Annotated in this window: 26 protein-coding genes; 25 read left to right on the forward strand and 1 reads right to left on the reverse strand. The window is 64.4% G+C overall.

The annotated features are described in order from the left end of the window. Nucleotides 1-23 precede the first annotated feature (23 nt). The 24 genes from XI08_RS40270 (at nucleotide 24) to XI08_RS40385 (ending at nucleotide 20,897) form a co-directional block, all read left to right on the forward strand. A complete protein-coding gene (locus XI08_RS40270; protein ID WP_271578695.1) occupies nucleotides 24-467 on the forward strand; it encodes a flagellar basal body-associated FliL family protein in 444 nt (147 codons plus the stop codon). Next, a complete protein-coding gene (gene fliP, locus XI08_RS40275; RefSeq protein WP_027546115.1) occupies nucleotides 464-1,204 on the forward strand; it encodes a flagellar type III secretion system pore protein FliP in 741 nt (246 codons plus the stop codon). The genes XI08_RS40270 and fliP overlap by 4 nt, the downstream gene beginning before the upstream one ends. A 265-nt stretch (nucleotides 1,205-1,469) precedes the next feature. Further along, complete coding sequence (locus XI08_RS40280; RefSeq protein WP_027546116.1) at nucleotides 1,470-2,411, forward strand: flagellin N-terminal helical domain-containing protein; 942 nt, start codon at nucleotides 1,470-1,472, stop codon at nucleotides 2,409-2,411. Nucleotides 2,412-2,688: 277 nt separating this feature from the next. Continuing rightward, entirely contained in the window at nucleotides 2,689-3,636 is a 948-nt protein-coding gene (locus XI08_RS40285) for a flagellin N-terminal helical domain-containing protein (protein ID WP_027546117.1), read from the forward strand. 49 nt (nucleotides 3,637-3,685) lie between these two features. Then, complete coding sequence (locus XI08_RS40290; RefSeq protein WP_167770980.1) at nucleotides 3,686-3,835, forward strand: hypothetical protein; 150 nt, start codon at nucleotides 3,686-3,688, stop codon at nucleotides 3,833-3,835. 105 nt (nucleotides 3,836-3,940) lie between these two features. After that, the gene (gene fliF, locus XI08_RS40295) at nucleotides 3,941-5,569 is read left to right on the forward strand and encodes a flagellar basal-body MS-ring/collar protein FliF (RefSeq protein ID WP_027546118.1); all 1,629 of its coding nucleotides are present in this window, start codon (nucleotides 3,941-3,943) and stop codon (nucleotides 5,567-5,569) included. After that, nucleotides 5,566-6,267: a hypothetical protein gene (locus tag XI08_RS40300; protein ID WP_271578696.1), complete on the forward strand. Its 702-nt coding sequence runs from the start codon at nucleotides 5,566-5,568 to the stop codon at nucleotides 6,265-6,267. Before fliF ends, XI08_RS40300 begins: the two co-directional genes overlap by 4 nt. Nucleotides 6,268-6,273: 6 nt before the next feature. After that, on the forward strand, nucleotides 6,274-7,599 hold the full coding sequence (locus XI08_RS40305) for a MotB family protein (protein ID WP_271578697.1): 1,326 nt from the start codon (nucleotides 6,274-6,276) through the stop codon (nucleotides 7,597-7,599). Further along, entirely contained in the window at nucleotides 7,596-8,789 is a 1,194-nt protein-coding gene (locus XI08_RS40310) for a chemotaxis protein (protein WP_271578698.1), read from the forward strand. Before XI08_RS40305 ends, XI08_RS40310 begins: the two co-directional genes overlap by 4 nt. Beyond that, nucleotides 8,786-10,120: a flagellar hook-length control protein FliK gene (gene fliK, locus XI08_RS40315; RefSeq protein WP_271578699.1), complete on the forward strand. Its 1,335-nt coding sequence runs from the start codon at nucleotides 8,786-8,788 to the stop codon at nucleotides 10,118-10,120. The genes XI08_RS40310 and fliK overlap by 4 nt, the downstream gene beginning before the upstream one ends. After that, on the forward strand, nucleotides 10,071-10,652 hold the full coding sequence (locus XI08_RS40320) for a transglycosylase SLT domain-containing protein (protein ID WP_271578700.1): 582 nt from the start codon (nucleotides 10,071-10,073) through the stop codon (nucleotides 10,650-10,652). Before fliK ends, XI08_RS40320 begins: the two co-directional genes overlap by 50 nt. Nucleotides 10,653-10,742: 90 nt before the next feature. Further along, nucleotides 10,743-11,975 (forward strand): flagellar hook protein FlgE, encoded by a 1,233-nt coding sequence (locus tag XI08_RS40325; RefSeq protein ID WP_027546124.1) that lies wholly within the window; start codon nucleotides 10,743-10,745, stop codon nucleotides 11,973-11,975. Between the two features lie 34 nt (nucleotides 11,976-12,009). Further along, nucleotides 12,010-13,488 carry a flagellar hook-associated protein FlgK gene (gene flgK / locus XI08_RS40330; RefSeq protein ID WP_271578701.1) on the forward strand — a complete coding sequence of 493 codons (1,479 nt, stop codon included), beginning with the start codon at nucleotides 12,010-12,012 and terminating at the stop codon, nucleotides 13,486-13,488. 3 nt (nucleotides 13,489-13,491) lie between these two features. Then, nucleotides 13,492-14,538 carry a flagellar hook-associated family protein gene (locus XI08_RS40335; RefSeq protein WP_027546126.1) on the forward strand — a complete coding sequence of 349 codons (1,047 nt, stop codon included), beginning with the start codon at nucleotides 13,492-13,494 and terminating at the stop codon, nucleotides 14,536-14,538. A gap of 67 nt (nucleotides 14,539-14,605) precedes the next feature. Further along, nucleotides 14,606-14,950 (forward strand): flagellar biosynthesis regulator FlaF, encoded by a 345-nt coding sequence (gene flaF, locus XI08_RS40340; RefSeq protein ID WP_271578702.1) that lies wholly within the window; start codon nucleotides 14,606-14,608, stop codon nucleotides 14,948-14,950. Beyond that, nucleotides 14,950-15,360 carry a flagellar biosynthesis repressor FlbT gene (gene flbT, locus XI08_RS40345; RefSeq protein WP_027546128.1) on the forward strand — a complete coding sequence of 137 codons (411 nt, stop codon included), beginning with the start codon at nucleotides 14,950-14,952 and terminating at the stop codon, nucleotides 15,358-15,360. Before flaF ends, flbT begins: the two co-directional genes overlap by 1 nt. 15 nt (nucleotides 15,361-15,375) lie before the next feature. Next, nucleotides 15,376-15,798 (forward strand): flagellar hook assembly protein FlgD, encoded by a 423-nt coding sequence (flgD, locus tag XI08_RS40350; RefSeq protein ID WP_027546129.1) that lies wholly within the window; start codon nucleotides 15,376-15,378, stop codon nucleotides 15,796-15,798. Further along, nucleotides 15,795-16,061: a flagellar biosynthesis protein FliQ gene (fliQ, locus tag XI08_RS40355; RefSeq protein WP_008130649.1), complete on the forward strand. Its 267-nt coding sequence runs from the start codon at nucleotides 15,795-15,797 to the stop codon at nucleotides 16,059-16,061. The genes flgD and fliQ overlap by 4 nt, the downstream gene beginning before the upstream one ends. A 76-nt stretch (nucleotides 16,062-16,137) precedes the next feature. Continuing rightward, on the forward strand, nucleotides 16,138-18,219 hold the full coding sequence (flhA, locus tag XI08_RS40360; protein WP_271578703.1) for a flagellar biosynthesis protein FlhA: 2,082 nt from the start codon (nucleotides 16,138-16,140) through the stop codon (nucleotides 18,217-18,219). Beyond that, nucleotides 18,216-18,968, forward strand: a complete 753-nt coding sequence (fliR, locus tag XI08_RS40365) for a flagellar biosynthesis protein FliR (protein WP_027546131.1) — start codon at nucleotides 18,216-18,218, stop codon at nucleotides 18,966-18,968. Before flhA ends, fliR begins: the two co-directional genes overlap by 4 nt. A 5-nt stretch (nucleotides 18,969-18,973) precedes the next feature. After that, nucleotides 18,974-19,393, forward strand: a complete 420-nt coding sequence (locus tag XI08_RS40370) for a hypothetical protein (protein WP_271578704.1) — start codon at nucleotides 18,974-18,976, stop codon at nucleotides 19,391-19,393. Continuing rightward, nucleotides 19,390-19,887: a rod-binding protein gene (locus XI08_RS40375; RefSeq protein ID WP_271578705.1), complete on the forward strand. Its 498-nt coding sequence runs from the start codon at nucleotides 19,390-19,392 to the stop codon at nucleotides 19,885-19,887. Before XI08_RS40370 ends, XI08_RS40375 begins: the two co-directional genes overlap by 4 nt. Before the next feature lie 42 nt (nucleotides 19,888-19,929). Next, on the forward strand, nucleotides 19,930-20,442 hold the full coding sequence (locus XI08_RS40380; RefSeq protein ID WP_271578706.1) for a flagellar biosynthesis protein FlgN: 513 nt from the start codon (nucleotides 19,930-19,932) through the stop codon (nucleotides 20,440-20,442). After that, a complete protein-coding gene (locus XI08_RS40385) occupies nucleotides 20,439-20,897 on the forward strand; it encodes a hypothetical protein (protein WP_135175725.1) in 459 nt (152 codons plus the stop codon). Before XI08_RS40380 ends, XI08_RS40385 begins: the two co-directional genes overlap by 4 nt. 210 nt (nucleotides 20,898-21,107) lie before the next feature. Here the strand turns inward: XI08_RS40385 and XI08_RS40390 are convergent, their stop codons facing one another. Continuing rightward, on the reverse strand, nucleotides 21,108-21,878 hold the full coding sequence (locus XI08_RS40390; protein ID WP_027546136.1) for a response regulator transcription factor: 771 nt from the start codon (nucleotides 21,876-21,878) through the stop codon (nucleotides 21,108-21,110). A gap of 822 nt (nucleotides 21,879-22,700) precedes the next feature. On the opposite strand from XI08_RS40390, the gene XI08_RS40395 reads away from it, so the two are divergent. Then, complete coding sequence (locus tag XI08_RS40395; protein ID WP_271578707.1) at nucleotides 22,701-23,651, forward strand: hypothetical protein; 951 nt, start codon at nucleotides 22,701-22,703, stop codon at nucleotides 23,649-23,651. Nucleotides 23,652-23,659 lie beyond the last annotated feature (8 nt).

A 23,659-nucleotide genomic window follows, 5' to 3' on the forward strand; every position in this document is an offset into this window, starting at 1 on the left:
GCGTCGCGGGGGCAGGGGACGTGATGCGCCTGATTGCCGCCATTTTGGCGCTGACCCTGGTCGCGATCGGTGCCGGTGCCCTTGCCGGCCTGCATCTGTTTGCGGCCGCCGAGCGCGTCGCCGACGCGAAGAAGAGCGCCACGCCGCCGCCGCTAGCGTCGAGCTACGCCGGCAGTGCGCGGCTTCGAAAACTGTCCCCGATCGTGACCAATCTCGGCGCGCCGGCCAACAACTGGGCCCGTGTCGAGGCCTCCATGGTGACCGAGAGCATGAGCGACGAGGACGCCGGCATCCTGGCCGCCCATATCAGCGAGGACATCGTCACCTATCTGCGGTCGGCCTCGGTCGCGCAGTTCGAGGGATCGCGCGGGCTCCAGCATCTGCGCGACGACCTCGCCGAACGCGCCAATGTCCGCTCTTCGGGCAAGGTGCGCGAATTGATCATTGAGACGTTGGTGATTCAGTGAAATTGAGAGTCCTGCTGCTCGCGTTGATTCTGGCGGTGCTGCCCGAGATGGCGTTCGCCCAGATTCCGGACCTCAACTCGCTGCTGCCGCCCGGAAACGGCTCGACCAGCGGCCGCATCATCCAGCTGATGGCGCTGATCACGGTGCTGTCGGTGGCGCCGGGACTGCTCATCATGGTGACGAGCTTCACGCGGTTTGCGGTGGCGCTGTCGTTCCTGCGCTCCGGTCTCGGCCTCCAGACCACGCCGGCCAATCTGGTGCTGGTCAGCCTCGCGCTATTCATGACGTTCTACGTGATGGCGCCGACCTTCGACCGCGCCTGGGAGACCGGCGTCCAGCCGCTCATGAAGAACGAGATCTCGGAGGAAGAGGCTTATCTGAAGATCACCGATCCGTTCCGCGAGTTCATGCTGGCGCATGTCCGCGACAAGGATCTCCAGACCTTCGAGGCGCTCGCCGCGGAGAGCTTCCGCAAGAAGTTCGACGACAAGCGCATCGATTTGCGCGTCATCATTCCGGCCTTCATGATCTCCGAGCTCAGGCGCTCGTTCGAGATCGGATTCCTCATCATGCTGCCGTTCCTCGTCATCGACATGATCGTGGCGACGCTGACCATGTCGATGGGCATGATGATGCTGCCCCCGACGATTATCGCGCTGCCGTTCAAGATGCTGTTCTTCGTGCTGATCGACGGCTGGAACCTGCTGGCCTCCGGACTGGTGCGGTCGTTCTCGTAGCAGCGATCGCCGGCCGGCCGGCCGGTTATGGTTAGCGACAAGTACCCGCTTATGGTTAGCAGTGGGTAATGTTAACCATATGATTTTACAGCAGAATTCAAGCCGATCTTAATCCGCAAGCAAGATTCGGCGTGCTAGCAATGCGTCACGGCGGGTTGGACCCCACCCACATCAGTCCAAAGGCATGATGCCGCCCCTCCGTACCGGTGAAAGCCCGGTATGTCCCCTCGTGAAAATGTAACGCGTACATAAAGGGACATTCGCAATGTCAAGCCTGCTTACGAACTCGACCGCCATGACCGCGCTCCAGACCCTCCGGTCTGTCAGCTCGCAGCTCTCCACCACGCAGAACCGCATCTCGACCGGCCAGCGCGTCTCGACCGCTTCGGACAACGCCGCCTACTGGTCGATCGCGACGTCGATGCGCTCCGACAACGCCGCGCTCGCTGCGGTCTCCGACTCGCTCGGTCTGTCGGCCGCGACCGTCGACACCGAATACACCGCTCTGACCACGGCTATCGGCGATAGCACCTCCGGTCTGACCAAGCTCCAGGCGCTGCTGGTCGAAGCCAAGACCGCCGGTGTCGATCGCACCAAGATCCAGGCAGACGTCACCCAGATCCAGCAGCAGCTGAAGTCCACAGCCGGTGCGGCGACCTTCAACGGCATCAACTGGCTGAGCATCGACACCTCGAGCGGTTCCACGGCCACGCCGACGAGCTTCAACCTCGTGTCGTCGTACTCGCGCGTCGGCGGTACGCCGACCATCGGCTCCATCACCGTGACGACCGCCAACTACGCGCTCTACACCACCGGCGGCGCAACCAAGACCGGCATCCTGGACACGGTGACCGGCACCGGCTCGACCGCTGCGTCGGTCGACACGATCGCCATCGGCGCGCTGACCGACTCGGCGGCTGACCAGACCACGCTCGATGGCTACATCAAGCAGGTCACCACTGCGATCAACACGGTGGCATCGGCCGCCGCCAATCTCGGTGCCGTCAAGAACCGCCTCTCGACCAACACGGAATTCGTCCAGTCCCTGATGGACTCCGTGGACCGCGGTATCGGCCAGCTCGTCGACGCCGACATGAACAAGGAGTCCACCCGCCTTGCGGCCCTCCAGGTCCAGCAGCAGCTCGGTGTGCAGGCGCTCTCGATCGCCAACAACAGCAGCCAGAGCATCCTGTCGCTGTTCCGCTAAACCTCAACTCGTCTGGGGGAGGGCCGCGCTTCTCGCGAAGCGCGGCCCTTTTTTGTCTGGCGTGACGCCGCGTCCACGCCATGATCCGGCCCCGCTGTTGCAGCGGGGTCACAGAGCCACAAGCCTCGCACAAGCTTCGGCGGGTAACCTCTCCGCTACGACAGGTTGGGCCCTTCACCGCATTTCCGCGCGCCCAAAGGCATGACGCCGCCCTGTCGTACCGGTGCAAGCCCGGTATGTCCCCCAAACACAATTCAATCTTCAAAGGGACATCAAAATGGGTTCTAGTCTGCTCACCAACTCGTCTGCAATGACCGCGCTGCAGACCCTCCGCAACGTCAGCTCGCAGCTCGCGACCACGCAGAACCGGATCTCGACCGGCCAGCGTGTCTCGACCGCTTCGGACAACGCTGCCTACTGGTCGATCGCGACGTCGATGCGTTCCGACAACGCCGCGCTCTCCGCCATCTCCGACTCGCTCGGTCTGTCGTCCGCGACCGTCGACACCGAATATACCGCTCTGACCTCGGTTATCGGCGACAAGACCGGCGGTCTGACCAAGCTCCAGGCGCTGCTGGTCGAAGCCAAGACCGCCGGCATCGACCGCACCAAGATCCAGGCTGACATCACCCAGATCCAGCAGGACATGAAGCTCAAGGCCAACTCGGCGACCTTCAACGGCATCAACTGGCTGAGCATCAACACCTCGACCGGTTCCTCGGCCACGCCGACGAGCTTCAACCTCGTGTCGTCGTACTCGCGTGTCGGCGGTACACCCACCATCGGCTCCATCACGGTGACGACCGCCAGCTACGCGCTCTACACCACCGGCGGCGCAACCCAGACCGGCATCCTGGACACGGTGACCGGCAACAGCACGACCGGTTTCGCGTCGGTCGACAACATGAGCATCAGCGCGCTGACCGACTCGGCGGCGAACCAGGCCACGCTCGATGCCTACATTGCGCAGGTCACCACTGCGATCAACACGGTGGCATCGGCCGCCGCCAATCTCGGTGCCGTCAAGAACCGCCTCGCGACCAACACGGAATTCGTCAAGACCCTGATGGACTCCGTCGACCGCGGTGTCGGCCAGCTCGTCGACGCCGATATGAACGCGGAATCGACGCGCCTGCAGGCGCTACAAACCCAGCAGCAGCTCGGCGTTCAGGCGCTCTCGATCGCCAACGCGAACAGCCAGAGCATCCTGTCGCTGTTCCGCTAAGCCGCGGCTTCGAAATCGACCGTGCTCCCAAGGGAGCACGGTCTCCGCCATGACGGCGGATATGACGGCACAAGATGTGCCCGCAATCGATCTCCTGACGCCAGATTTCAAGCAACACGCCGCAGCCGATCGCGCCGCGATGCGTCCGGCCGTGCACCTGTTGCCGATCCGCGCGATAGCGTCCCCCGACTTCTTGTAAAATTACAACGCCTCGCCCGCGAACCGACACATTCGTGTTCCTGCGCAACCTTCAGACAAGGTTGGCAGCGGAGTGTCCCATATGTTCGCATTGGTACGAGGTCACATGCTGTTCAGTCGTGCGCAGATACAGCAACTGCTCAACAATCTGCTGGAGCTTGGGCCGCGACGCCTGATGGCCCTGGGATTGATCGGCTTTGCCGTTCTCGTCACCGTCGTCGGCGGCGCCTATTATCTGAGCCGGCCTGAATTCGAGACGCTCTATACCGGCCTCTCCCGCGAAGATGTGACGCGCATGGGCGCTGCCCTGCGCGAGCAGAATATTGCCTTCGACGTCAATACGGCCGGAGACGCCGTCTCGGTGCGTCCGAGCCAGACCATGCAGGCGCGGATGCTGCTCGCCGAGAAGGGGCTGCCGACCAGCGCCAATTCCGGTTACGAGCTGTTCGACAAGATCGGCTCGCTCGGCCTGACCTCGTTCATGCAGGAAGTCACGAAGCTGCGCGCGCTCGAAGGCGAGATCGCGCGCACGGTGCAGCTGATGAAGGGTGTGAAGGCGGCGCGGGTGCATATCGTGATGCCGGTGCGCGGCTCGTTCCGCGCGACGCAACAGCCGCCCTCGGCGTCCGTCGTGCTGCGCACCGACGGAGCGATCGAGGCGCGCACGGCGCAGTCGATCCGCCATCTCGTCGCGGCCGCCATCCCCGGCATGAGCCGCGACAAGGTGACGGTGCTGGATGCCGACGGCTCGATGCTGCTGGCCGAAGAGGACGAGGCCACCGCTGCCCCGACCAAGATGGCAAGCCTCCAGAAGACGGTCGGCGGGATGGTTCAGGAGAACATCCGCAAGGCGCTGACGCCGTATCTGGGTCTCGACAATTTCGAGGTGAGCGTCGCGCCGCAGCTCTCCACCGACAAGCGGCAGACCAACGAGACCGTCTACGATCCGGAGAGCCGCGCCGAGCGTTCCGTGCGGAACGTGCGCGAGAAGGAGTCGTCGCAGAATGCGGACCGCTCGACGCCGACCACGGTGCAGCAGAACCTTCCCGATCAGCAGGTGAATGGCGGCGGTTCCAAGAACTCCAGCGAGGACAAGACCCGCCGCGAGGACGTCACCAATTTCGAGGTGTCGTCCAAGACCACGACGACGGTAAGCGACGGCTATCTGGTCAAGAAGCTCTTCATCGCCGTGCTGGTCAACCGCGCGCGCCTCGTCGCCGATCTCGGCGACAAGAGCAACCAGGCCATCGTCGACAGCAAGCTCGCCGAGATCAGTCAGCTCGCGGCGACCGCCGGCGGACTCGACAAGCAGCGCGGCGACCAGATCCAGGTCACGGCCGTCGACTTCATCGAAGGCTCGCGCGAATTGGCGCCGGTGCCGCCGATCAGCTTCGTCGAGATGATCAACAAGCAGCTCGGTAGCGTCATCAACGCGGTGACGATCCTGGCCGTGGCGTCGATGCTCGTCTGGTTCGGCCTTCGCCCCGCGGTCAACGGCATTCTGGCCCACCGCGCGGCGCAGGAGCAGACCGAGGCGGCGGAGGCCGCTGAGCTTGAAGCAGCCACAGCCCTTGCATTGGCCGAGAGTCAGGACCCCGAGCTCAACCTCGTCGAGGACCTCGAAGGCAAGATGCAGCGCACGCCGCAGAAGCGGCTGGAGCAGATCGTCCGGCTTGATCAGGCCCAGGCAGCAGCGATCCTTAAAGACTGGATGCGACGCGAGGAGGCGGCATGAACGCGGCAATCGGAAAACTCCTGACGCAGTTCGACGCGAACGGCCGGGTCAAGTCGCCGCCGCCGCCTCCGCCGCCCAAGATCCCGGACGTGCTGACCAGGCCGAAGGAGGTCCGGCGCGAGCCTCAATCTCAACCACAGCCTCAGACCCAGTCGCAGCCGCAGCATCAGTCGCCGCCTCCGGCGCCCGCGACGGAAGCCCCGCCGGTCAATCTCCTGGACGATGCCTACCGGCGCGGCCACGCCGCCGGCGTTGCGGAAGGCGATGCCAGGGTTGCCGAGGAACGCGTGCGCAGCGCAATCCGGCTCGGCGAGGAGCGGGCCAAATGGTCCGACCAGCAGGCGGTCACGATCGTGAGCGGCTTCGAGGCGGCTTGCCGCGAGATCGAGACCAACATTGCGAGCTCCGTTGCCCGAATATTGCTGCCGTTCCTCGCCGATGCGGTCCGCGACAAGGCGATCGGGTCGCTGGTCGAGCAAATCGCGGCGCTGACCGGCAACTCGCCGGTGCCGGTGTTCAAGATCACCGGCCCGAGCGAACTGCTTGACCTGGTGAAGACGCAGCTCGAGACGGCCCGGCGAACGGGCATCGAGTACGAGGCCGCCGAGACTTTCGAGGTTCGCGTCGTCGCCGACCAGACCGTGATCGAGACGAAGATCGCGGCATGGAGCGAGCGCCTGAACGAGGCACGCAGGTAGCCTGCCATGGAGGAGGTCAAGCAAGAGCTCGTGATCGTCCGCCGGCGCAGCGCCTTCGCCGAGGAGGCGCATCACGGTGGCGTATGGAAGATCGCCTATGCGGACTTCATGACCGCGATGATGGCGTTCTTCCTGGTCATGTGGCTGCTCAACGCGCTCAACCAGGACCAGAAGCAGGTGGTCGCGAGCTATTTCAATCCGATCAAGCTCGCGGAGAACGCACCCGCCCCGAAGGGCCTCAAGGATCTCTCGAAGAAGGAGCCGACGCAGTTCGAAGGCCAGGATGGCAAGCGTCAGCCGGCCGGGCCGAACGAAGAACGTCGCGGAGACTCGCCGACGGCGGAGAAGCCTGCCTCCTTCGAAGAGAAGGTTCTGTTCCGCGATCCCTATGCGACGCTTGCCGAGATCGCCAATAGCGCGAACCAGGCCTCGGGCCAGCGCCGCGCCGGCGCGCTGACCTCCGCGGAAGAGGATGGCCTCAAGGGCGGCGACGCCTATCGCGATCCTTTTGATCCCGGCTATTGGAGACTGGCGCCGCAGGCATCCAAGGATTCGGATCGCTTCATCGAGAGCGAGCCAAAGCCGAATGCGTCCGCGCGCGACAACGCGACCGGGACGGGCCAGGGCGAGCCGCAGGCGCGCCGTGCCAAGGCGGATGACGCCGGCGGAAGCGTGGCGCCGAACGCCGATGCGTCGTCCGCAAGCCTGTCGCCCCTGCTACCGCCGGGACCCGCGCCGTCGCAGTCTTCGCGCGAAGGCAGCGCGCAGGCGAACGCGCAGCCGGGTGCTCAGGCCAGTGTCGCTGCGCAAGGGCGTCCCGGCGATACGTCGAAGGATTCCGAACCGCGCGACGCCGCGCAAACGCAGCAGCCGACCGTCAAGCAGCTTCAGTCCGCGATCGCGGATGCGCTGTCGGACATCAAGGCGGGCGCGGGACCGGCGGCCGAGGTGCGTCAGGTTGAGGAAGGTCTGCTGGTCAGCCTGACCGACGATGCAAGCTTCGGCATGTTCGCGGTCGGCTCGGCCGAGCCACGGCCCGAGCTCATCCGCGTCATCGACAAGATCGGGCCGCTGCTGATGAAACGCCAGGGCATGATCATCGTCCGCGGCCACACTGACAATCGACCGTACAAGTCGGAAACCTACGACAATTGGCGGCTGTCGACTGCGCGTGCGCAGATGGCTTATTACATGCTGGTCCGCTCCGGCGTCGATGCGCAGCGGATCGAGCATGTCGAAGGCTACGCCGACCGGCGGCCGAAACTTCCGAACGACCCGGCGGCCGCGCAAAATCGCCGGATCGAGATCCTGATCCGGGAGAAGCGCCCTTGATCAGGCCGCTCCTCCGTGCCGCCCTGCTGGTGCTGCTGCCGTTCGCGGCGGCACGCGCGCTGGCCGATCCGGCGCCGGCTCCGGCGTCGACATCGGGTGAACCCTACGAGCTCGTGCGCGCATTGCAGGCCGTGCAGGACGGCATCGCCAACGGCGACACCGCCGCGCATGGCGGCCACATCGCGCTGATCCGGCAGATCGGCGAGAAATTTCTCGCCGCCGATGCGAGCGTGTGGAGCAACCCGCAGAACGGCCAGGCCGTCGTCATCTACCTGCTCAGCGGCGGCGCGCCGCAACTAGTCCGCAAGCTGCCGCGCGACAAGATGAACGTCGACGGGCGGCTGTTCGACGGCGCGCTCGCCTATGTCGAGGGCCGGCAGGACGAAGCGCGCGAGCTGCTCAGGGACGTCAAGCCCAGGACGATTCCGTCGGGTCTGGGCGGACAGGTCGCGCTGGTCCAGGGCGCGCTATTCGCACGCACCGAGGCCTCTCTCGCGATCGAGCGTCTGGACGACGCGCGCCTGCTCCTGCCCGGCACGCTGGTGGAGGAGGCTGCGCTGCGGCGCGAGATCCTGCTGGTCGGGCAGGCCGAGGATTTCGACAAGTTCGAGTTCCTGACGCTGGCCTATATCCGCCATTACCGCAACTCGGTTTATGCCGGCGATTTCTGGCAGCGCTTCTCCACGGGCCTGACGCAATCGAGCCTCGCTCTCGACGAGCGCCGCTTTGCGCGGATCGTCACCATGCTGGAGCAGATCGATCGCAGTAGCCGCCTCAAGCTCTATCTCGTCATCGCGCGCAGTGCCATGGTGCGTGGACGGATGGCCGTGACCCGGCTCGCCGGCGAGCGGGCGCTGACGCTCAGCGCCGATGCCTCGCCGGAGCGCGAGCGTGCGCATTTCTTCCGTGGCGCCTCGCGGGTGCTCACCGACGAATATGACGGCGGTCTCGCCGAGCTGAAGGCGCTCGACCGGTCGAAGCTGCCCGAGCGCGACGTTCCCCTGCTGAATGCAACGGTCCAGCTCGCGCTCGATGTCCGCAAACCGTTCGCGGGCGGATCTGCCGCCACCGCCGACAAGCCTCCGGCCACGCCGGCGCGTCTCGATCTCGCCTCATCGACCGGGACTCTCGCGCGTGCGCGGAAGGAGCTCGGCGAACTCGAACTTCTCACCAGGGATCGCCGCCCATGACCAAGCTCAGCGGAACCGCCGGACAGGTTTTTTCGGGGCTCGCCGGGAGCCTCAATATGCGCGGGACGTCGCGCTCGGCGAAGAGCGCCGGGACGAAATCGCAGGCGGATTCGTCGTTCAACGATCTGCTCCACACCGTCTCGAACCTGGCCAAGCGGGCGCTCAAAGACGAGGGCGGCGATACGACCGTGAAGGCCGGAACGCTGCGCGCGCACCTCGCGCATCCGGCCGGGAAGGACGAGGCGGTGAGCGAACGCACCGAGGCGACCGACGAGGCCAAGTCCGGTCACAAGTCGTCCGACCAGAAGTCCGACCAGTCGTCGGAGACGCAAAATCCGGTCGACCAGGCCGCGAAGGCGGACGTTGCGAGCCGGCCGAGCATTCCCGCGATCGTCGGACAGGAGCTCGCCGCCGTGCCGGTCGTGAAGCTGCAGGTGCAGTCACCGGCTGGGGACAGGAAGGACGCGCCCGCGCGCGACGAGCGCTCCTCCGCGACGAAGGGCGAGGTTCAGGCGACGGGCATGGCGAAGGTCGCTATCGCCGATTCCGCGCCGCCTTCTGCCGGTCCGACAGGCACGCGCTCACAGGCCGCGGCTTCGCAGGTGGCGGCCGCCGCGCTGCAGGGCAACGAGAGTTCGTCAAAGGCAATGCCCGCGACGCCGGGCTTCGAGGCCGTCACGGCCAATGTCGAACGTGCCGTCAAGGCTTCGGCCCGGGACGCATTGCCCGAGGCGACCAAGGTCACCGTGGTCCAGCAGGAGACCCATCTGCCCCCGGCGCAGTTCAACGCGCCGCAACAGGTCGCCAACGCGGTGGTTACCGAGCTGAAGGAATCCTCGGCGCCGGCGGCGTCCGCAGCACCCGATCTCGCGACGTCCCAGACCAATGCGCCGGACCAGCCGCTCAAGATCCTGACGGTCAATCTCGAGCCACCGACGCTCGGCAATGTCACCGTGCGCCTCCGCCTCGTCGGCTCGGAGGTCTCCATCCATCTCGCGGCCGAACGCAAGGACACGAGCCAGATGCTGGACCAGCAGCGCGACTCGATCCGCGAGCTGATGCAGTCGGCCGGCTACGTCGCCGACGTCGCCCCCGTCCAGCACGGCTCGCTGGATGGATTCCAGAGCGGCTCCGGCCAGTCGCAGCCGCAGTTCTCGGGCCAGCAACAGCCCTCGTCACAGTCGCAAGGCACGTTCGACGGCGCCGGCACGTCGTCGGGACAATCGGACGGCGATGCGAGACAGGCCCGGCAGGAGCGCCAGTCCAACCAGGAGACGCGTCATGACCAGGACGTGGCGCCGCAGATTCGTCGCGGCCCTGTTTATCTGTAACGCCGGCGCCGCCGAGGCGGCCGCCGACAGCGCGCGCCCCTGCGAGCGCGAGATGGCGCGCGCGTCCCATGAGCACGGGATTCCGCTCGGCATTCTCTATGCGGTCGGCCTCACCGAGACCGGACGGCGCGGTTCGCTTCACCCTTACGCGCTCGGCGCCGACGGCCAGACCGTGTTCGCGAAGGACATGAACGACGCGATCGCGAATTTCGAGGCGATGCGAGCTAAGGGCATCAAGCTGATCGACCTCGGCTGCATGCAGATCAACCATTATTATCACGGCGACAAGTTCGCTTCGGTGCGCGCGATGTTCGATCCCGCGAAGAACGTCGAATACGCCGCACGCTTCCTGAAAGAGCTGAAGCAGCGCGAGGGCAGCTGGACCATGGCGGTCGCACGCTACAACGCAGGCCCGAACAACCAGCCGGCGCAGAAGCGCTATGTCTGTCACATCGTGGCTCACCTCGTCTCGAGCGGCTTCGGCGCGTGGACCGACAACGCGCGCTCCTTCTGTCAGCCGAAGACAACCTGACAACAGGAAGTTGTGCATGGTTCCCGATCATCAGCCCCGCGCAAGCAAGAACCCTCATTGTAGCTGCAACCTACCAAAGGAGCCCAATTCATGAGCCTGTATGGTGTTATGCGCACCGGCGTTTCCGGCATGTCTGCGCAGTCCAACAAGCTGTCGACGGTCTCGGACAACATCGCGAACGTCAACACGACCGGTTACAAGCGGGCCTCCACCGAATTCTCCTCGCTGATCCTGAAGAGCGGTTCGGGTAATTACGATTCCGGCGCCGTCGAGACGACCGTTCGCTACGCCATCAGCGACCAGGGACATACGCAGTTCACCACGTCGACCACGGATCTCGCCGTCCAGGGCAACGGCTTCTTCGTGGTGTCGAACGCCAACAATACGCAGCAGTTTTTGACGCGAGCCGGCTCGTTCGTGCCGGACGCCCAGGGCAATCTGGTCAACGCGGCCGGCTTCTACCTTCTGGGACAGCCCGGCCTCGTGACCAATTTCTCGCAGAACAGCCTCTCGGGAATGCAGATCGTGAACGTCGCGCAGGTCTCGCAGGTGCCGGTGCCGTCGACGGCGGGGACACTCACGACCGGCAATCTGGATCCGACGGCGGCTGTCATTGCCGGCCCGCCCGGTCCGGCGTCATATTCATCGAAGAGTTCGATCGTGGCCTACAACAATATCGGCCAGGCCGTTACGCTTGACGTCTATATGTCCCACACCGCGACGGCGGCCGGCTCGGACACCTGGCAGGTGCAGCTCTATAACTCCGCGACCGGTGCCTCACTTGCTGCCGCAACCACCTTCACCTTCGATACCACGGCGGCCGGAAAAGGCACGCTGGCGGCCGCGAGCCCGACGGGTCTCACCGTAACCGTCCCCGGCGGCGCGGCGCTCACCATGAACCTGTCGAACATGACGCAGGTCGGCACCGACTTCAGCTTCAAGGCCACCGTCAATGGCAGCGTTCCCTCGGCCATCGACAAGGTCAATGTCGACACCGCGGGTCACGTGACAGCCACCCTCAAGAACGGGCAGCAGCTGACGCTCTACACGATCATGCTCGCCGACGTCGCGAGCCCGGACAATCTGACGCCGGAGCCGGGCAACGTCTATTCGACCAACATGAATTCAGGCAATGCGCAGGCCGCGAATGCCGGCACCGGCGGGCTCGGTACGGTTCAGTCCAGCGCCCTGGAAGATTCCAACGTCGATCTCGCGGACGAACTCACCGGGATGATCGAGGCGCAGCGCGGCTTCACTGCGAACTCGAAAACGTTCCAGACCGGCTCCGACCTTCTGGACGTCGTCGTCAACCTGAAGCGCTGAATCCTCAAGCGCTCATCCCGGGCCAGAGCAAATCATGTCCCTTACCGCCGCTCTCGACTCCGCCCGCGCTTCGCTCATGGCGTCGGGTATCCAGTCCTCGACCATCTCGCGCAACATTGCCGGTGCCAGCGCAGCCGGCTATTCGCGCAAGATCGCCGTGCTGGACAACCTCCCCGGGGCCGGCGTCTATGTGGCGGCGATCCAGCGCGCCGCCAGCTCGGGTCTCTACAACAACGTCTTGGTCGCGACCTCGTCGTCGGCCAAGCAGAACGCGATCTATGACGGGCTCCAGAAGATCGCATCTGCCACGGTGGACGATACGGAGCTCGACCAGTCGCCGACGGCGCAGCTCAATGCGCTGAAGAAGGCGCTGCAGCAATATGCCAACGCCCCGGACAACACCACCCTGGCGCAGGCGGCGGTCACGTCCGCCAAGGACATGGCGACCGCGCTCAATGAGGCGACCCAGACCGTGCAGTCGGTTCGTGAGGGCGCGGATGCCGACATGAAAACGTCGGTTCAAAACATCAATCAGCTGCTCTCCCAGTTCCAGACCGTGAACACCGAGATCGTGAAGGGCACGATCTCAGGCGACGACATCACCGACTATCTCGATCAGCGCGACAACATTGTCTCGCAGCTGTCGCAGGAGCTCGGCGTCACCATGTCGCTGCGACCTAACGGCGACGCGGCGCTCTACACCGACAGCGGCGTCGTGCTGTTCGACAAGACGGCGCGAACCGTCAGCTTCACCGCGACCAACATCTATACGCCCGGCACCACGGGCAATGCGGTCTATATCGACGGCGTGCCGGTGACCGGCGCCAATTCCGTGATGCCGCTGAAGTCGGGCAAGCTTGCGGGCCTCGCCCAGTTGCGCGACAATGATACGGTCACATACCAGAGCCAGCTCGACGAAGTCGCGCGCGGTTTGATCAATGCGTTCAAGGAAAGCGACCAGTCGCCCGTCCCGACCCTGGCCGACGTTCCCGGTCTCTTCACCTATCCCGGCGCGCCGGCGATACCGGCGAGCGCCACCGTCTCGGTCGGCCTCGCCGGCACGATTACGGTCGCTGCCTCCGTCGATCCGGCCTTGGGCGGAAACCCGAACCTGCTGCGCGACGGCGCGATCAGCGGCAACCCGGCTTATCGATACAACACCGCCGGCAACGCCGGCTACTCGGTCCGGCTACACCAGCTCATCGGCAACATGGATGCGTCGCAGCCGTTCGATGCAACCACGCAAGGCAAGCCGAGTGGCAGCTTGATCGACTTCGCGTCGTCGTCGACGAGCTGGATCGAAAACCAGCGCAAGACCGCGGACTCCAACGTCACCTACCAGAAAACGCTGCTCGACCGCAGCACCGCGGCGCTGTCCAACGTCAGCGGCGTCAACATGGACGACGAGATGTCCTTGATGCTTCAGGTCGAGCGCACCTATTCGGCCTCGTCGAAGATCATCTCGACCGTCGACGAAATGTTGCAGAGCCTGCTGGCCGCCGTGGGGAATTAAGCCATGATGAGCGCGAACTACATCTCGACCTTGATGCTGTCGTCGTCGTTGAGGTCCTCGATCACGAACAACCAGGCTGCGCTGAGCAAGGCGTCGAAGGAGGCGACCACCAGCCGTTTCGCCGATGTTGGCCTCGAGCTTGGTGCCACGACGGGAGGCGACCTCACCCTGCGGGCGGACTGGGGCTTCGCCGATCAACTCGTCGATACCAACGAGCTCGTCTCGGGACGCCTCAACACGACGCAAGACCGGATCACCCAGCTCGGCAAGACCGCAACGGACTTCCTCAAGGACCTGATCGCGGCCCGCAGTACCGACGGCGGTGGGCGGATCATCCTGCCGCCTGCGTCCTCCAACCTCCAGGATCTGATCGGCGCGCTGAACGTCTCCTACAACGGCTCGTCTCTTTTTTCGGGCATCAACACGCAGAACACGCCGATCACGGCCTACACCGCGGGCTCGGCCAGCAAGAACCAGGTCGACGCCGATTTCCTTGCGACCTTCGGTTTCTCGCAATCTTCGGCGAGCGTCAGCAGCATTACCGCGGCCCAGATGCAGACCTTTCTCAACACCACCTTCGATGCCGAGTTCGCGAGCCCGGCCTGGAACACCAACTGGTCATCGGCCACCGACCAGGTCATGCAGAGCCGTATTTCCACGACCGAGATCGCCGATACGTCCGTTAGCGCCAACCAGACCGGCTTCCGCAGGCTCGCCGAGGCCTACACCATGATGGCGGATCTCGGGAACGCGAAGCTGAGCCAGGATACGTTCCAGGTCGTCGTTGACAAGGCCATCGGCCTCGTTGGTAACGCCATCACGGATCTTGCTACGCTCGGCGGCAGCGTCGGCACGGTCCAGCAGCGGCTCACCTCCGCAACCGACAAGCTGAAGGCGCAGCAGGACATTCTCAACAATCAGATCATCGGTATGGAGAAGGTCGATCCGGCGGAAGCCGCGGTCCGGGTCAACACCCTGCAGACCCAGATCCAGACGGCGCTGGCGCTGACCTCGCAGCTCCAGAAGATCAGCCTCATCAACTACCTCTGAGCCAAGCTCATTTGCAAGGTTCGCACCCTTTGTCTTGCTATCCAGTTTTCTGCGCAGAGTGGTCCTGATGACGTTTGAAGCCTATGAAGCTGTCGTTGAAGAGAGCGGCTATCAGGAGAGAGGCCGCGAGCGGCAGGCGCTCAGCCTCGGCATCGACCGGCTCGAGCGGATCCAGAAGGGGCGCTTCAGTTTCGAGGATCTGGTCGAGAGCCTGCTCTATGTGCGCCGGCTGTGGACGATCTTCATCGAGGATCTCGCGCACCCGGAAAACGGCCTCCCGGACAAGCTGCGCGCCGAGATCATCTCGATCGGCTTGTGGGTCATCAAGGAGGCGGATCGCCTTCGCGAAGAGAAGTCGGGCGACGTGATGCAGCTCATCGAAATCAACCGCCTGATCCGAGACGCACTCTAATGAAGATCTCCTTGCGGGCGGGCGAACGGATCTACATCAACGGGGCGGTGCTGCGCGTGGACCGCAAGGTCTCCGTCGAGCTCGTCAACGACGTGATGTTTCTGCTCGAGGGGCAGATCATGCAGGCCTCCGACGCCACCACGGCGATGCGGCAGCTCTATTTCATCGTCCAGCTCATGCTGATGAACCCGACCGATGTCCGCGATGCCTCGGCGCTCTACGGCCAGCACCACGCGGCCCTGGTCGCGGTGTGCGAAAGCCGCGAGATGCTGGACGGGCTTGTCGCGATCGACGAGCTGGTCGGTGCAACCCGCTACTTCGAGGCGCTGAAGCGGATCCGGGCGCTGTTCCCGGTGGAGCAGGCCATCCTGGCCGGCGTCGCCACCAACATCCCATTCGAGGCTGCCTGACAGCGGAGAGGCTAGATGAACGTTACCAGCGCGACCGACAGCACCAGCAAGTCGTCCAGTTCGACCAGCTCCACGACGTCCACGTCGAGCAACAGCGTCGACTACAATACCTTTCTTCAGCTTCTCGTCGCCGAGATGAAGAACCAGGATCCGACCAATCCGATGGATACCTCGCAATATATGAGCCAGTTCGCCCAGCTCTCGACGGTCGAGCAGGCCATGCAGACCAACACCAAGCTGGATGCGCTGCTGTCTTCGCAATCGCTGTCGCAGGCCGACGGGCTGATCGGAAAAACCGTCAGCTTCACCGACTCGACCGGTGCGACCTTCTCGGGCAAGGTCAAGTCGGTCTCCATCAACAGCGACGGCTCCGTCGCGACCCTCGAGAACGGCACGAAAGTCGCGATCGGGCCCGGGCTCACGATCAGCCAGTCATGAACGAGCGGGACGCCCTCGACATCGTCCAGGCGGCGATCTGGACCATCATCGTCGCCTCCGGGCCTGCCGTCGGGGCGGCGATGCTGGTCGGCACCATCATTGCGCTGATCCAGGCCTTGACCCAGATCCAGGAGGTGACGCTGACCTTCGTTCCGAAGATCATCGTCATTCTGGTGGTCGTCGCCATCTCCGGCTCCTTCATCGGCGCGCATCTCTCCACCTTCACCGAGATGGTCTATTCGCATATCGAGCGCGGCTTCTGAGCCGCGAGGCCTCGGCCACCACCCTCGCGTAAGCTTTGCACGGCAGATTACGGGGCGGACCCTCTGCCGGTGACCCATGGCCGATACGTTAGCTGCTAGCCTGCCAACCCCGCGACGACTCGGGGCGGATGCCTTTTTTGCAGGCGGCATCGTGGCCATGCTCACGATCCTGTTCCTGCCGATACCGCCGATCCTGATCGATCTCGGCCTGGCGTTCTCGATTGCGCTGTCGGCGCTGATCCTGATGGTCGCGCTGTGGATCCAGCGGCCGCTCGACTTCTCCGCCTTCCCGACCGTGCTGCTGATCGCAACGATCCTGCGGCTGGCGCTCAACGTCGCGACCACCCGCCTGATCCTGTCGCGCGGCGGCGAGGGCGAGCAGGCCGCGGGCCATGTCGTCGCCGGCTTCTCGAAATTCGTCATGGGCGGCGACTTCGTCATCGGCCTGATCATCTTCGCGATCCTCGTCACTGTGAATTTCGTCGTGATCACCAAGGGCGCGACCCGTATCGCGGAAGTCGGCGCCCGCTTCACCCTTGACGCCATTCCCGGCAAGCAGATGGCGATCGACGCGGACCTGTCGGCGGGCCTGATCGACGACAAGGAAGCCCAGCGCCGGCGCAGGGAGCTCGAAGAGGAGAGCGCATTCTTCGGCGCCATGGACGGTGCGTCGAAATTCGTCCGCGGCGATGCCATCGCCGGCCTGATCATCACCGCGATCAACATCTTCGGCGGCATCATCATCGGCGTCACCCATCACGGCCTGACGCTGTCGCGCGCCGCCGACGTCTATACCAAGCTCTCCGTCGGCGACGGCCTGGTGTCGCAGATGCCGGCGCTGATCGTGTCGCTGTCGGCGGGCCTGCTGGTCTCCAAGGGCGGCACCAGGGGCTCGGCGGAGCAGGCCGTGCTGCGGCAGCTCAGCGGCTATCCGCGCGCCGTGTCGGCCGCCGCATTGATGATGTTCGTGCTCGCCTTCATGCCGGGGCTGCCGATGGCGCCGTTCGTGCTGCTCGGCGGCGTCATGGCCTTCGTCGGTTACACGCTGCCCAGGCGGCAGGCGGCGCGGGAGCGGAAAGAGGATGCGCGCAAGGCCGACGAACGCACCCAGGCCGAGGCCAAGGAATCCGTCAAGGAATCGCTCAAGACCGCGGAGATCGAACTGGCGCTCGGCGGCCACCTTTCGGTCCATCTGTTGGGCTCGCGCACCGAGCTTGCCCATCGCGTGGCCAAGATCCGCAAGAAGTTCGCCAAGCAGTACGGCTTCGTCGTTCCGGAGATCAAGCTCACCGACAATCTGTCGATCGATCCCAAGGGATACCAGATCCGGATCCACGACACCCGCGTCGCGCATGGCGAGCTCAGGCTCGGCGAGGTGCTGGTGCTGGTCGACAAGGACGGCAAGCCCGACGTGCCCGGCGAGGAGGTGATCGAACCCGCCTTCGGCATGAAGGCGCTGTGGGTGACGGAAGCCTTCACCGACGAAGTCAGGCGGCAGGGCTGCAAGCCGGTCGACAATCTGTCGGTGCTGCTCACGCATCTGAGCGAAGTGATCAGGGCGAACCTCGCCCAGCTCCTGTCCTACAAGGACATGCGCGCGCTGCTCGACCGGCTCGATCCCGAATACAAGCGCCTGATCGAGGATCTCTGCCCGTCACAGATCTCCTATTCGGGCCTGCTGTCGGTCCTGAAGATCCTGCTGGCCGAGCGCGTGTCGATCCGCAACCTCCATCTGATCCTGGAGGCGATCGCCGAGATCGCGCCCCATGTGCGGCGCTCCGAACAGGTCGCAGAACATGTCCGCACGCGCCTTGCCCAGCAGATCTGCGGCGACCTCTCCGACAACGGCGTGCTCAACGTGGTCCGCCTCGGCAATCGCTGGGATCTCGCCTTCCACCAGAGCCTGAAGCGCGACCCCAAGGGCGACGTCGTCGAATTCGACGCCGATCCGCGCCTGATCGAGCAGTTCGCGACGGAAGCCAGCGCCGCGATCCGCAAGTTCACCGAGAACGGCACCAGCGTGGTGCTGGCAGTGACCCCGGAAGCCCGTCCCTATGTCCGGATGATCCTGGAGCGGGTGTTCCCGACACTCCCGGTCCTGTCGCATGTAGAGGTTGCGCGCAGCGCCGAGATCAGGGCGCTCGGAGCCATATCGTGATCAGCAGCCTCGCCGACAGCGTGCTGGTGACGTTCATCGTGTTCTGCCGAATCGGCGCCTGCCTGATGTTCGTGCCCGGCTATTCCAGCGTCAACGTTCCGGCCCAGGTCCGCCTGTTCATCGCGCTCGTCACGACGTTTGCACTGACGCCGATCCTGATCGCGGTCCTGAAGCCTCTGACGGACAACGCGGCGCCGCTGACGCTGGCACTCCTGATCGGCTCCGAGATCCTGGTCGGCAGCGTCATCGGCCTCGGCGGGCGCGTGTTCTTCCTCGCGCTTCAGACCATGGCGACCGTGATGGCCAGTGCGATCGGGCTGAGCAACATCCCAGGCACGCCGGTCGCCGACACCGATCCGGCGCCGGCCCTGGTGCCGCTGATCATGGCGTCCGTCACCACGCTGTTCTTCATGACCGACCAGCACTGGCAGGTGCTGCGCGGGCTGATGAACTCCTACGACGTCTGGCATCCCGGCGGCAGGCTCGGCGGCAGCATGGCGCTCGACCAGCTCGTCGGCCGCCTGTCGGAGGCGTTCGTGCTGACACTGCGGATCACCAGCCCGTTCATCGTCTATTCGGTCATCGTCAACCTGGCGGTCGGCCTGATCAACAAGCTGACGCCGGCGATTCCCGTCTACTTCATCTCCGTGCCTTTCGTGCTGTTCGGCGGCTTCCTGCTGCTCTATCTCACCAGCGACGAGCTCTTGACGCAATTCATGCTCGGCGTCTCGTCCTGGCTGGCGGAATGACCATCATGAGGTCGCGCGCAGACAAGCTCGGTCGGATGGTCTCGCTCGTGAAGCTCCAGCTCCGGCTGTCCGAATGGCAGCTCGCACACTTGCGGCAGCAGGAGCGCAGCTTGCAGGACGAGCAGGAATGGCTGGTCGGGGCGCTGAACGAGGGGAGGCCGCCGGTGGGATCGTCGAGCGATTCGATCGCGCGGCGCCTCAACAGGACGAGCGTCGGTGCGCGCGCCGTGAAGGAGCAGGCTTCGCGGCAGCTCGACCAGGTTCGCTCGGAGAGCCGGCGTGTGAAACAGCTCGAGGAAGTCGCCAAGGCGGCGCTCGCGGACAAGCTTCGCGAGGCGGAAAAGCGCTCGCTCGAGGAGATGACGGGAACAAGCCTCACCGTGCGCGAGTGGATGCCGCGGCCAGCCAACCGGAACAAGACATGATCGTGACAGCGACACCCGACCTCGTCCTCGACGTTCTCGAGGCCGCCGACCCCGTGACGCAACGCGCGGCGACCGCGAAGCTCGATGCGCTGAAATCGTCGGACGCCGATTTCGCCGCCACGATGGACGCGGAGGCCGGCAAGGCCAAGGCGGCAACGGCCGATCAGTCCGCGGCGAAGCTTGCCGAGACCCAGTCGACAGCGATCAACGGAGCGCCGGTCAAGGTGATCAAGGCGCCGGCCTCCGGCGAGGTCTACCGCAAGTTCGAAGCTTTCATTCTGCAGACCTTCGTCGAAACGATGCTGCCGAAGGAATCCGAGCAGATCTTTGGCAAGGGCACGGCCGGCGGCGTCTGGAAGTCGATGCTGGCGGAGCAACTCGGCGCGCAGCTGGCCAAGGGTAAGGGTATCGGCATTGCCAAGCAGCTTGAGGCCGCGAATGCGGCGAAGGCGGAAGCCGCCGCAAACGCGGATGCTGTGGCGAAGGCCGGATGATGATCCGGGAATGGGTGACAGAAGTTGAGGGGTGAATTTCCAATGCAGGCACAAGAAGGCGCAGCAGCCCTGGTGATGGAGCAGCCGGTCGTGGACACCGGGGCAATGACGGTTGAAGCAGCATCGGACGATGCGCTGTTGCCCGTGCTGCTGTCGAATGTCGGCGGCGAGGCGGTGGTCGACGGCACCGAGGCGGCGAGAGCGGACGAGGTGCGCGGCCTTCTGGCGGCGATCCGCCGGCTCGAGGCTATCGTCGAGGAAGAGACGGTTGCGCTCGCTACGGGCAAGAAGATCGATTTCGACGACTTCAGCGCCCGCAAGAGCCGGAGCATGCTCGAGTTCGTCCGCCTGATGCGGGCGCGGATGTATCTCGGCAGCGAGGTTGAGATCACCGAGGAGATCCAGCGGTTGCGCGAGAAGCTCGAGCGGAATCGTTCCATCCTCGAAATGCACTACGACGCGGTGCGCGAGGTCGCGACCATCATCGTCAAGGCGATCAGGGATGCCGATTCGGACGGCACCTACACCGGTCGCGAAGCGCAGGACGGAAAATGATCAGACTCGTGCTTGCCGGGCTCTGGGTCTGCATCCTCACGGCAGGCACGAGCTACGCCGTGGCCTATTGGAAGGAAAACGGCAGCCTGCTGCCGGCAAAGGACGCATATCTCGACGGGCTCCAATACCAGAAGACGCGGGCGCTGAGCGTGCCCATGGTCGAGAACGGCAATGTGCAGGGCTACATCGTCGCGCGCTTCGTCTACACCGTGGAGGCGCGGACCATGCACCAGCTCAACGTTCCGCCGGAGCCGTTCGTCGTCGACGAGGCCTTCCGCAGGATCTATGCCGACGACCGCCTCGATTTCAGGAAGCTCGCCCGTTACGACCTCTCGATCCTCACGACGGGCATCAAGCAGCGCGTCAACCAGCGGATGCAGGCCGACGTTGTCCAGGACGTCCTGGTCGAGGACTTCAACTACGTCTCGAAGGAAGAATTCCAGCAAAAGCCCTAGAGCGTGGTCCGGACAGGCGCGAAGCGGCTTTCCGGGAGGACCATGCTCGACCAGGATTCCAAAGCGGGCCTGATCTCGTCGCGCTTTGGTATGGCGGCGCGTCGTGCCGCGAGGCTTGCGTTCTGCCGTCTCCGCCGCTGAAAGTGCACGGCCTCTGCGAAGGTGCTCCGCAGAGGCCGTTGTCGTTTTCCGCGGCAGCGCTCTGCCGCGTCAGTTTCCGGCTGGATAGGCCGCCGGGACGGCATGCGCCCTGTTGAGGAGGATGCCGACCTCGTCGAGATCCTGCATCGGCACGTCGACGGTCTCGCCGGCGGGGATGTTGAGGCGGTATCCGACGTAGCGCCGGGCCACGATCGCGTCGAAGCCGAGGCGGTCGCGAAGCTTCTTGCGCAGTTTGCTGACGTGGCTCTCGATCACGCTCTCGTCGAAGGTCGACTCGAAGATGCCGTAGACCGCGTTGAAGATCTGCGTCTTGGTGATCCACTTGCCGTGGTTGCTGACCATATATTCGAGAATGCGCAATTCGCGGCGGGGCAGGGTGAGAGCGTGGCCCGCGATCTCGGGGTCGCGTCCGTTGAAGAAGACCTGGATCCTGGTCTCGCAGGGTCTCGGTAGCTCGCCCACCCGGCGGCGCGCGATCGCGGCCGTTCGGGCGAGTATCTCGCGCAGGTGAATCGGCACGTACACGACGTCGTCAACGCCAGATTCGAACAGTTCCAGCGTGCTCTTCAGCATCTTCTGGCCGCTCATGGCGATGATGGGAGCCGAGGAGCGCTTGCGCATCGCCCGCGGCAGGCTTCCGCGGGCGTCGCAGTCCCCGAGGAGGAAGGCGTCGACCGCTGCCAGGTCGGATTCACTCGCAGATTGCAGCCAGTCCCAGAATTCTCCGGAGGAGAAGCCGATCGACGATACGCCTTCGCGAACGAGCCCTCCAACATAGCTGTTCGCGACGCTCTCGCGATCATCAACGATAATATACATCAGTCTTTCGCCCCTGTTTCGCATTTGTCGCGGCCGGTGGGTTGTTGTGATGCCCGGCTCGGCGACCATGCTGTTTGACGATATTTCCATCCCGCGAACCGTTGTTATGGTTTCGATATTCGCGGGCAGCCCTACGCACTCAGTGCCTGCGTTTTCCGCGGGCCTGTTACTTCGACTCGATACTGAACGCTTACTGCGTGAGGCCCGGCGGGTGTCTTGCGGATCACCTCGCGGAGCGGATTGAGACAGCGACCTAGAACAGTTGCGTCAAGTTGCTTATCACGTCCGAACGCTACCGAACTTTGCTGATCTCCTCGCCAACTGGCGAGAATCACTTGAGTAGGACCGTAACAATTGCCGATTCCCGATCAAGCGCGCGCAACAAAGCGATTGCTATGCGTGTTTGATGCTGTTGGTTTGTTTCGAGTTGTTTCTTGATATATTCAATCGTATCAGTTGATTTGGATTCCGAACTAGTTTTGCACCGTGACGGCTCTATAGTTCCGCATCCCCGTATAATCACAGCTGTTTTGGGTGGTGATGCGGGGTAGGCGCATGGAGTGGTTTTCAACCCCGGATTGACTCTCTCCACCGCTTTTCCACATGCGACAATTCGACTCATGTACGGCGAGGCGACTCCAGCTTGGCGAAATCTTGGCGAGGGTGTGTCTTTCGAGTCGCACTCTCGCCACGTGCGTGACGCTTTCGACTCATGCGACGTCGCGTCGGGCGCGATGAAAAGTTTTCGATGCGCACGTTTCGGGCAAGCTTCGACAAATAAATTCGTCGTTCGATAGATCGAACCGAACGGAGCATTCTTGCATGTTGTCCGATGGAAAAGCTCGTCCCAACGAGACTGCTGACGTTTCCGCGGCGGCGAAGCCGGCTCCGGCGCCAGGCAATACAAGGGACAACGCGACGCAAACGGCCAAGCCCGCCGCGAGCGCGAAGCGTGCGTCGGCTGCGGCGAGCGACGAAGCGTTGGCGAAAGAGGCGCTCGAGGGGCTGAAGCGTATTCGCGCCAAGGCGCGCCTCGACAAGATGGCGATACCCAAGCCTACGCCGGTCGTGATGAAGCCGGCCGTGATCGTGGCCAAGCCGCCGCCGCCCCGTCCGACCTGGGTCGCGCCGCTCGCGACATTGGCGGTCGCCGCCGTGCTGGTGGTCTGCGCCTGCACCGGCGTGATCGCCTATCTCACCACGCAGCCCGCCCAGAACAATGTCGCGGCCAATACGGAGATCAGGAATCTGCGCGAGACGGTCGCCCAGTTGCGCAAGCAGGTGTCGGGCGTGTCCGAAAATCTCGACGGCCTGCGCACCGCGGTCGATCAATCGAGCAAGGCGACCAATGATCGCTTCGGCAGGTTTGCCGAGAATCTGGACCGTATCGAGCGGGTGAGCTCGTCCTCGACGGTGAAGCTCGACAAGCTCGCCCAGGCGCAAGCCCAGGCTCCGGCGCCGACTTTGGCGCAATCGCAACCGTCGTCGCAGGCCGCGCCGATGATGGCTTCGCTCGCAGCGCCCGAGGTCACGGGCTCGGTGCCTCCCTCCGAGCGCGCATCGGTGCCGCGGAAGGTGGTCAAGGGCTGGTCGGTGCGCCAGGCCTATGAGGGGATTGCGATCCTGCAAAGCCCGAACGGCGTCATCGAGGCCGTGCTGGGGCAGCAGGTGCCCGGCCTTGGCCGCATCGAGGAGATCCGGAACGAGAACGGGCGCCTGGTGGTCGAATCCAGCGGGGGCGTGATCTATTCGTCGCGCAAGGCAACGCCCTGATCGACGGT

The organism is Bradyrhizobium sp. CCBAU 11361, assembly GCF_028128935.1.
GTDB lineage: Bacteria > Pseudomonadota > Alphaproteobacteria > Rhizobiales > Xanthobacteraceae > Bradyrhizobium > Bradyrhizobium niftali.

Coding starts and splice junctions, on each gene's coding strand:
- XI08_RS40305 (WP_271578697.1), top strand. CDS start 6,274: ATGGAGGAGGTCAAGCAAGAGCTCGTGATCGTCCGCCGGCGCAGCGCC.
- flgD (WP_027546129.1), top strand. CDS start 15,376: ATGAACGTTACCAGCGCGACCGACAGCACCAGCAAGTCGTCCAGTTCG.
- XI08_RS40320 (WP_271578700.1), top strand. CDS start 10,071: ATGACCAGGACGTGGCGCCGCAGATTCGTCGCGGCCCTGTTTATCTGT.
- XI08_RS40300 (WP_271578696.1), top strand. CDS start 5,566: ATGAACGCGGCAATCGGAAAACTCCTGACGCAGTTCGACGCGAACGGC.
- flaF (WP_271578702.1), top strand. CDS start 14,606: ATGACGTTTGAAGCCTATGAAGCTGTCGTTGAAGAGAGCGGCTATCAG.
- fliK (WP_271578699.1), top strand. CDS start 8,786: ATGACCAAGCTCAGCGGAACCGCCGGACAGGTTTTTTCGGGGCTCGCC.
- XI08_RS40380 (WP_271578706.1), top strand. CDS start 19,930: ATGCAGGCACAAGAAGGCGCAGCAGCCCTGGTGATGGAGCAGCCGGTC.
- fliF (WP_027546118.1), top strand. CDS start 3,941: ATGCTGTTCAGTCGTGCGCAGATACAGCAACTGCTCAACAATCTGCTG.
- fliQ (WP_008130649.1), top strand. CDS start 15,795: ATGAACGAGCGGGACGCCCTCGACATCGTCCAGGCGGCGATCTGGACC.
- XI08_RS40385 (WP_135175725.1), top strand. CDS start 20,439: ATGATCAGACTCGTGCTTGCCGGGCTCTGGGTCTGCATCCTCACGGCA.
- flbT (WP_027546128.1), top strand. CDS start 14,950: ATGAAGATCTCCTTGCGGGCGGGCGAACGGATCTACATCAACGGGGCG.
- XI08_RS40375 (WP_271578705.1), top strand. CDS start 19,390: ATGATCGTGACAGCGACACCCGACCTCGTCCTCGACGTTCTCGAGGCC.
- XI08_RS40290 (WP_167770980.1), top strand. CDS start 3,686: ATGACGGCGGATATGACGGCACAAGATGTGCCCGCAATCGATCTCCTG.
- XI08_RS40390 (WP_027546136.1), bottom strand. CDS start 21,878: ATGTATATTATCGTTGATGATCGCGAGAGCGTCGCGAACAGCTATGTT.
- flgK (WP_271578701.1), top strand. CDS start 12,010: ATGTCCCTTACCGCCGCTCTCGACTCCGCCCGCGCTTCGCTCATGGCG.
- XI08_RS40325 (WP_027546124.1), top strand. CDS start 10,743: ATGAGCCTGTATGGTGTTATGCGCACCGGCGTTTCCGGCATGTCTGCG.
- XI08_RS40370 (WP_271578704.1), top strand. CDS start 18,974: ATGAGGTCGCGCGCAGACAAGCTCGGTCGGATGGTCTCGCTCGTGAAG.
- XI08_RS40395 (WP_271578707.1), top strand. CDS start 22,701: ATGTTGTCCGATGGAAAAGCTCGTCCCAACGAGACTGCTGACGTTTCC.
- XI08_RS40270 (WP_271578695.1), top strand. CDS start 24: ATGCGCCTGATTGCCGCCATTTTGGCGCTGACCCTGGTCGCGATCGGT.
- XI08_RS40280 (WP_027546116.1), top strand. CDS start 1,470: ATGTCAAGCCTGCTTACGAACTCGACCGCCATGACCGCGCTCCAGACC.
- flhA (WP_271578703.1), top strand. CDS start 16,138: ATGGCCGATACGTTAGCTGCTAGCCTGCCAACCCCGCGACGACTCGGG.
- XI08_RS40335 (WP_027546126.1), top strand. CDS start 13,492: ATGATGAGCGCGAACTACATCTCGACCTTGATGCTGTCGTCGTCGTTG.
- XI08_RS40285 (WP_027546117.1), top strand. CDS start 2,689: ATGGGTTCTAGTCTGCTCACCAACTCGTCTGCAATGACCGCGCTGCAG.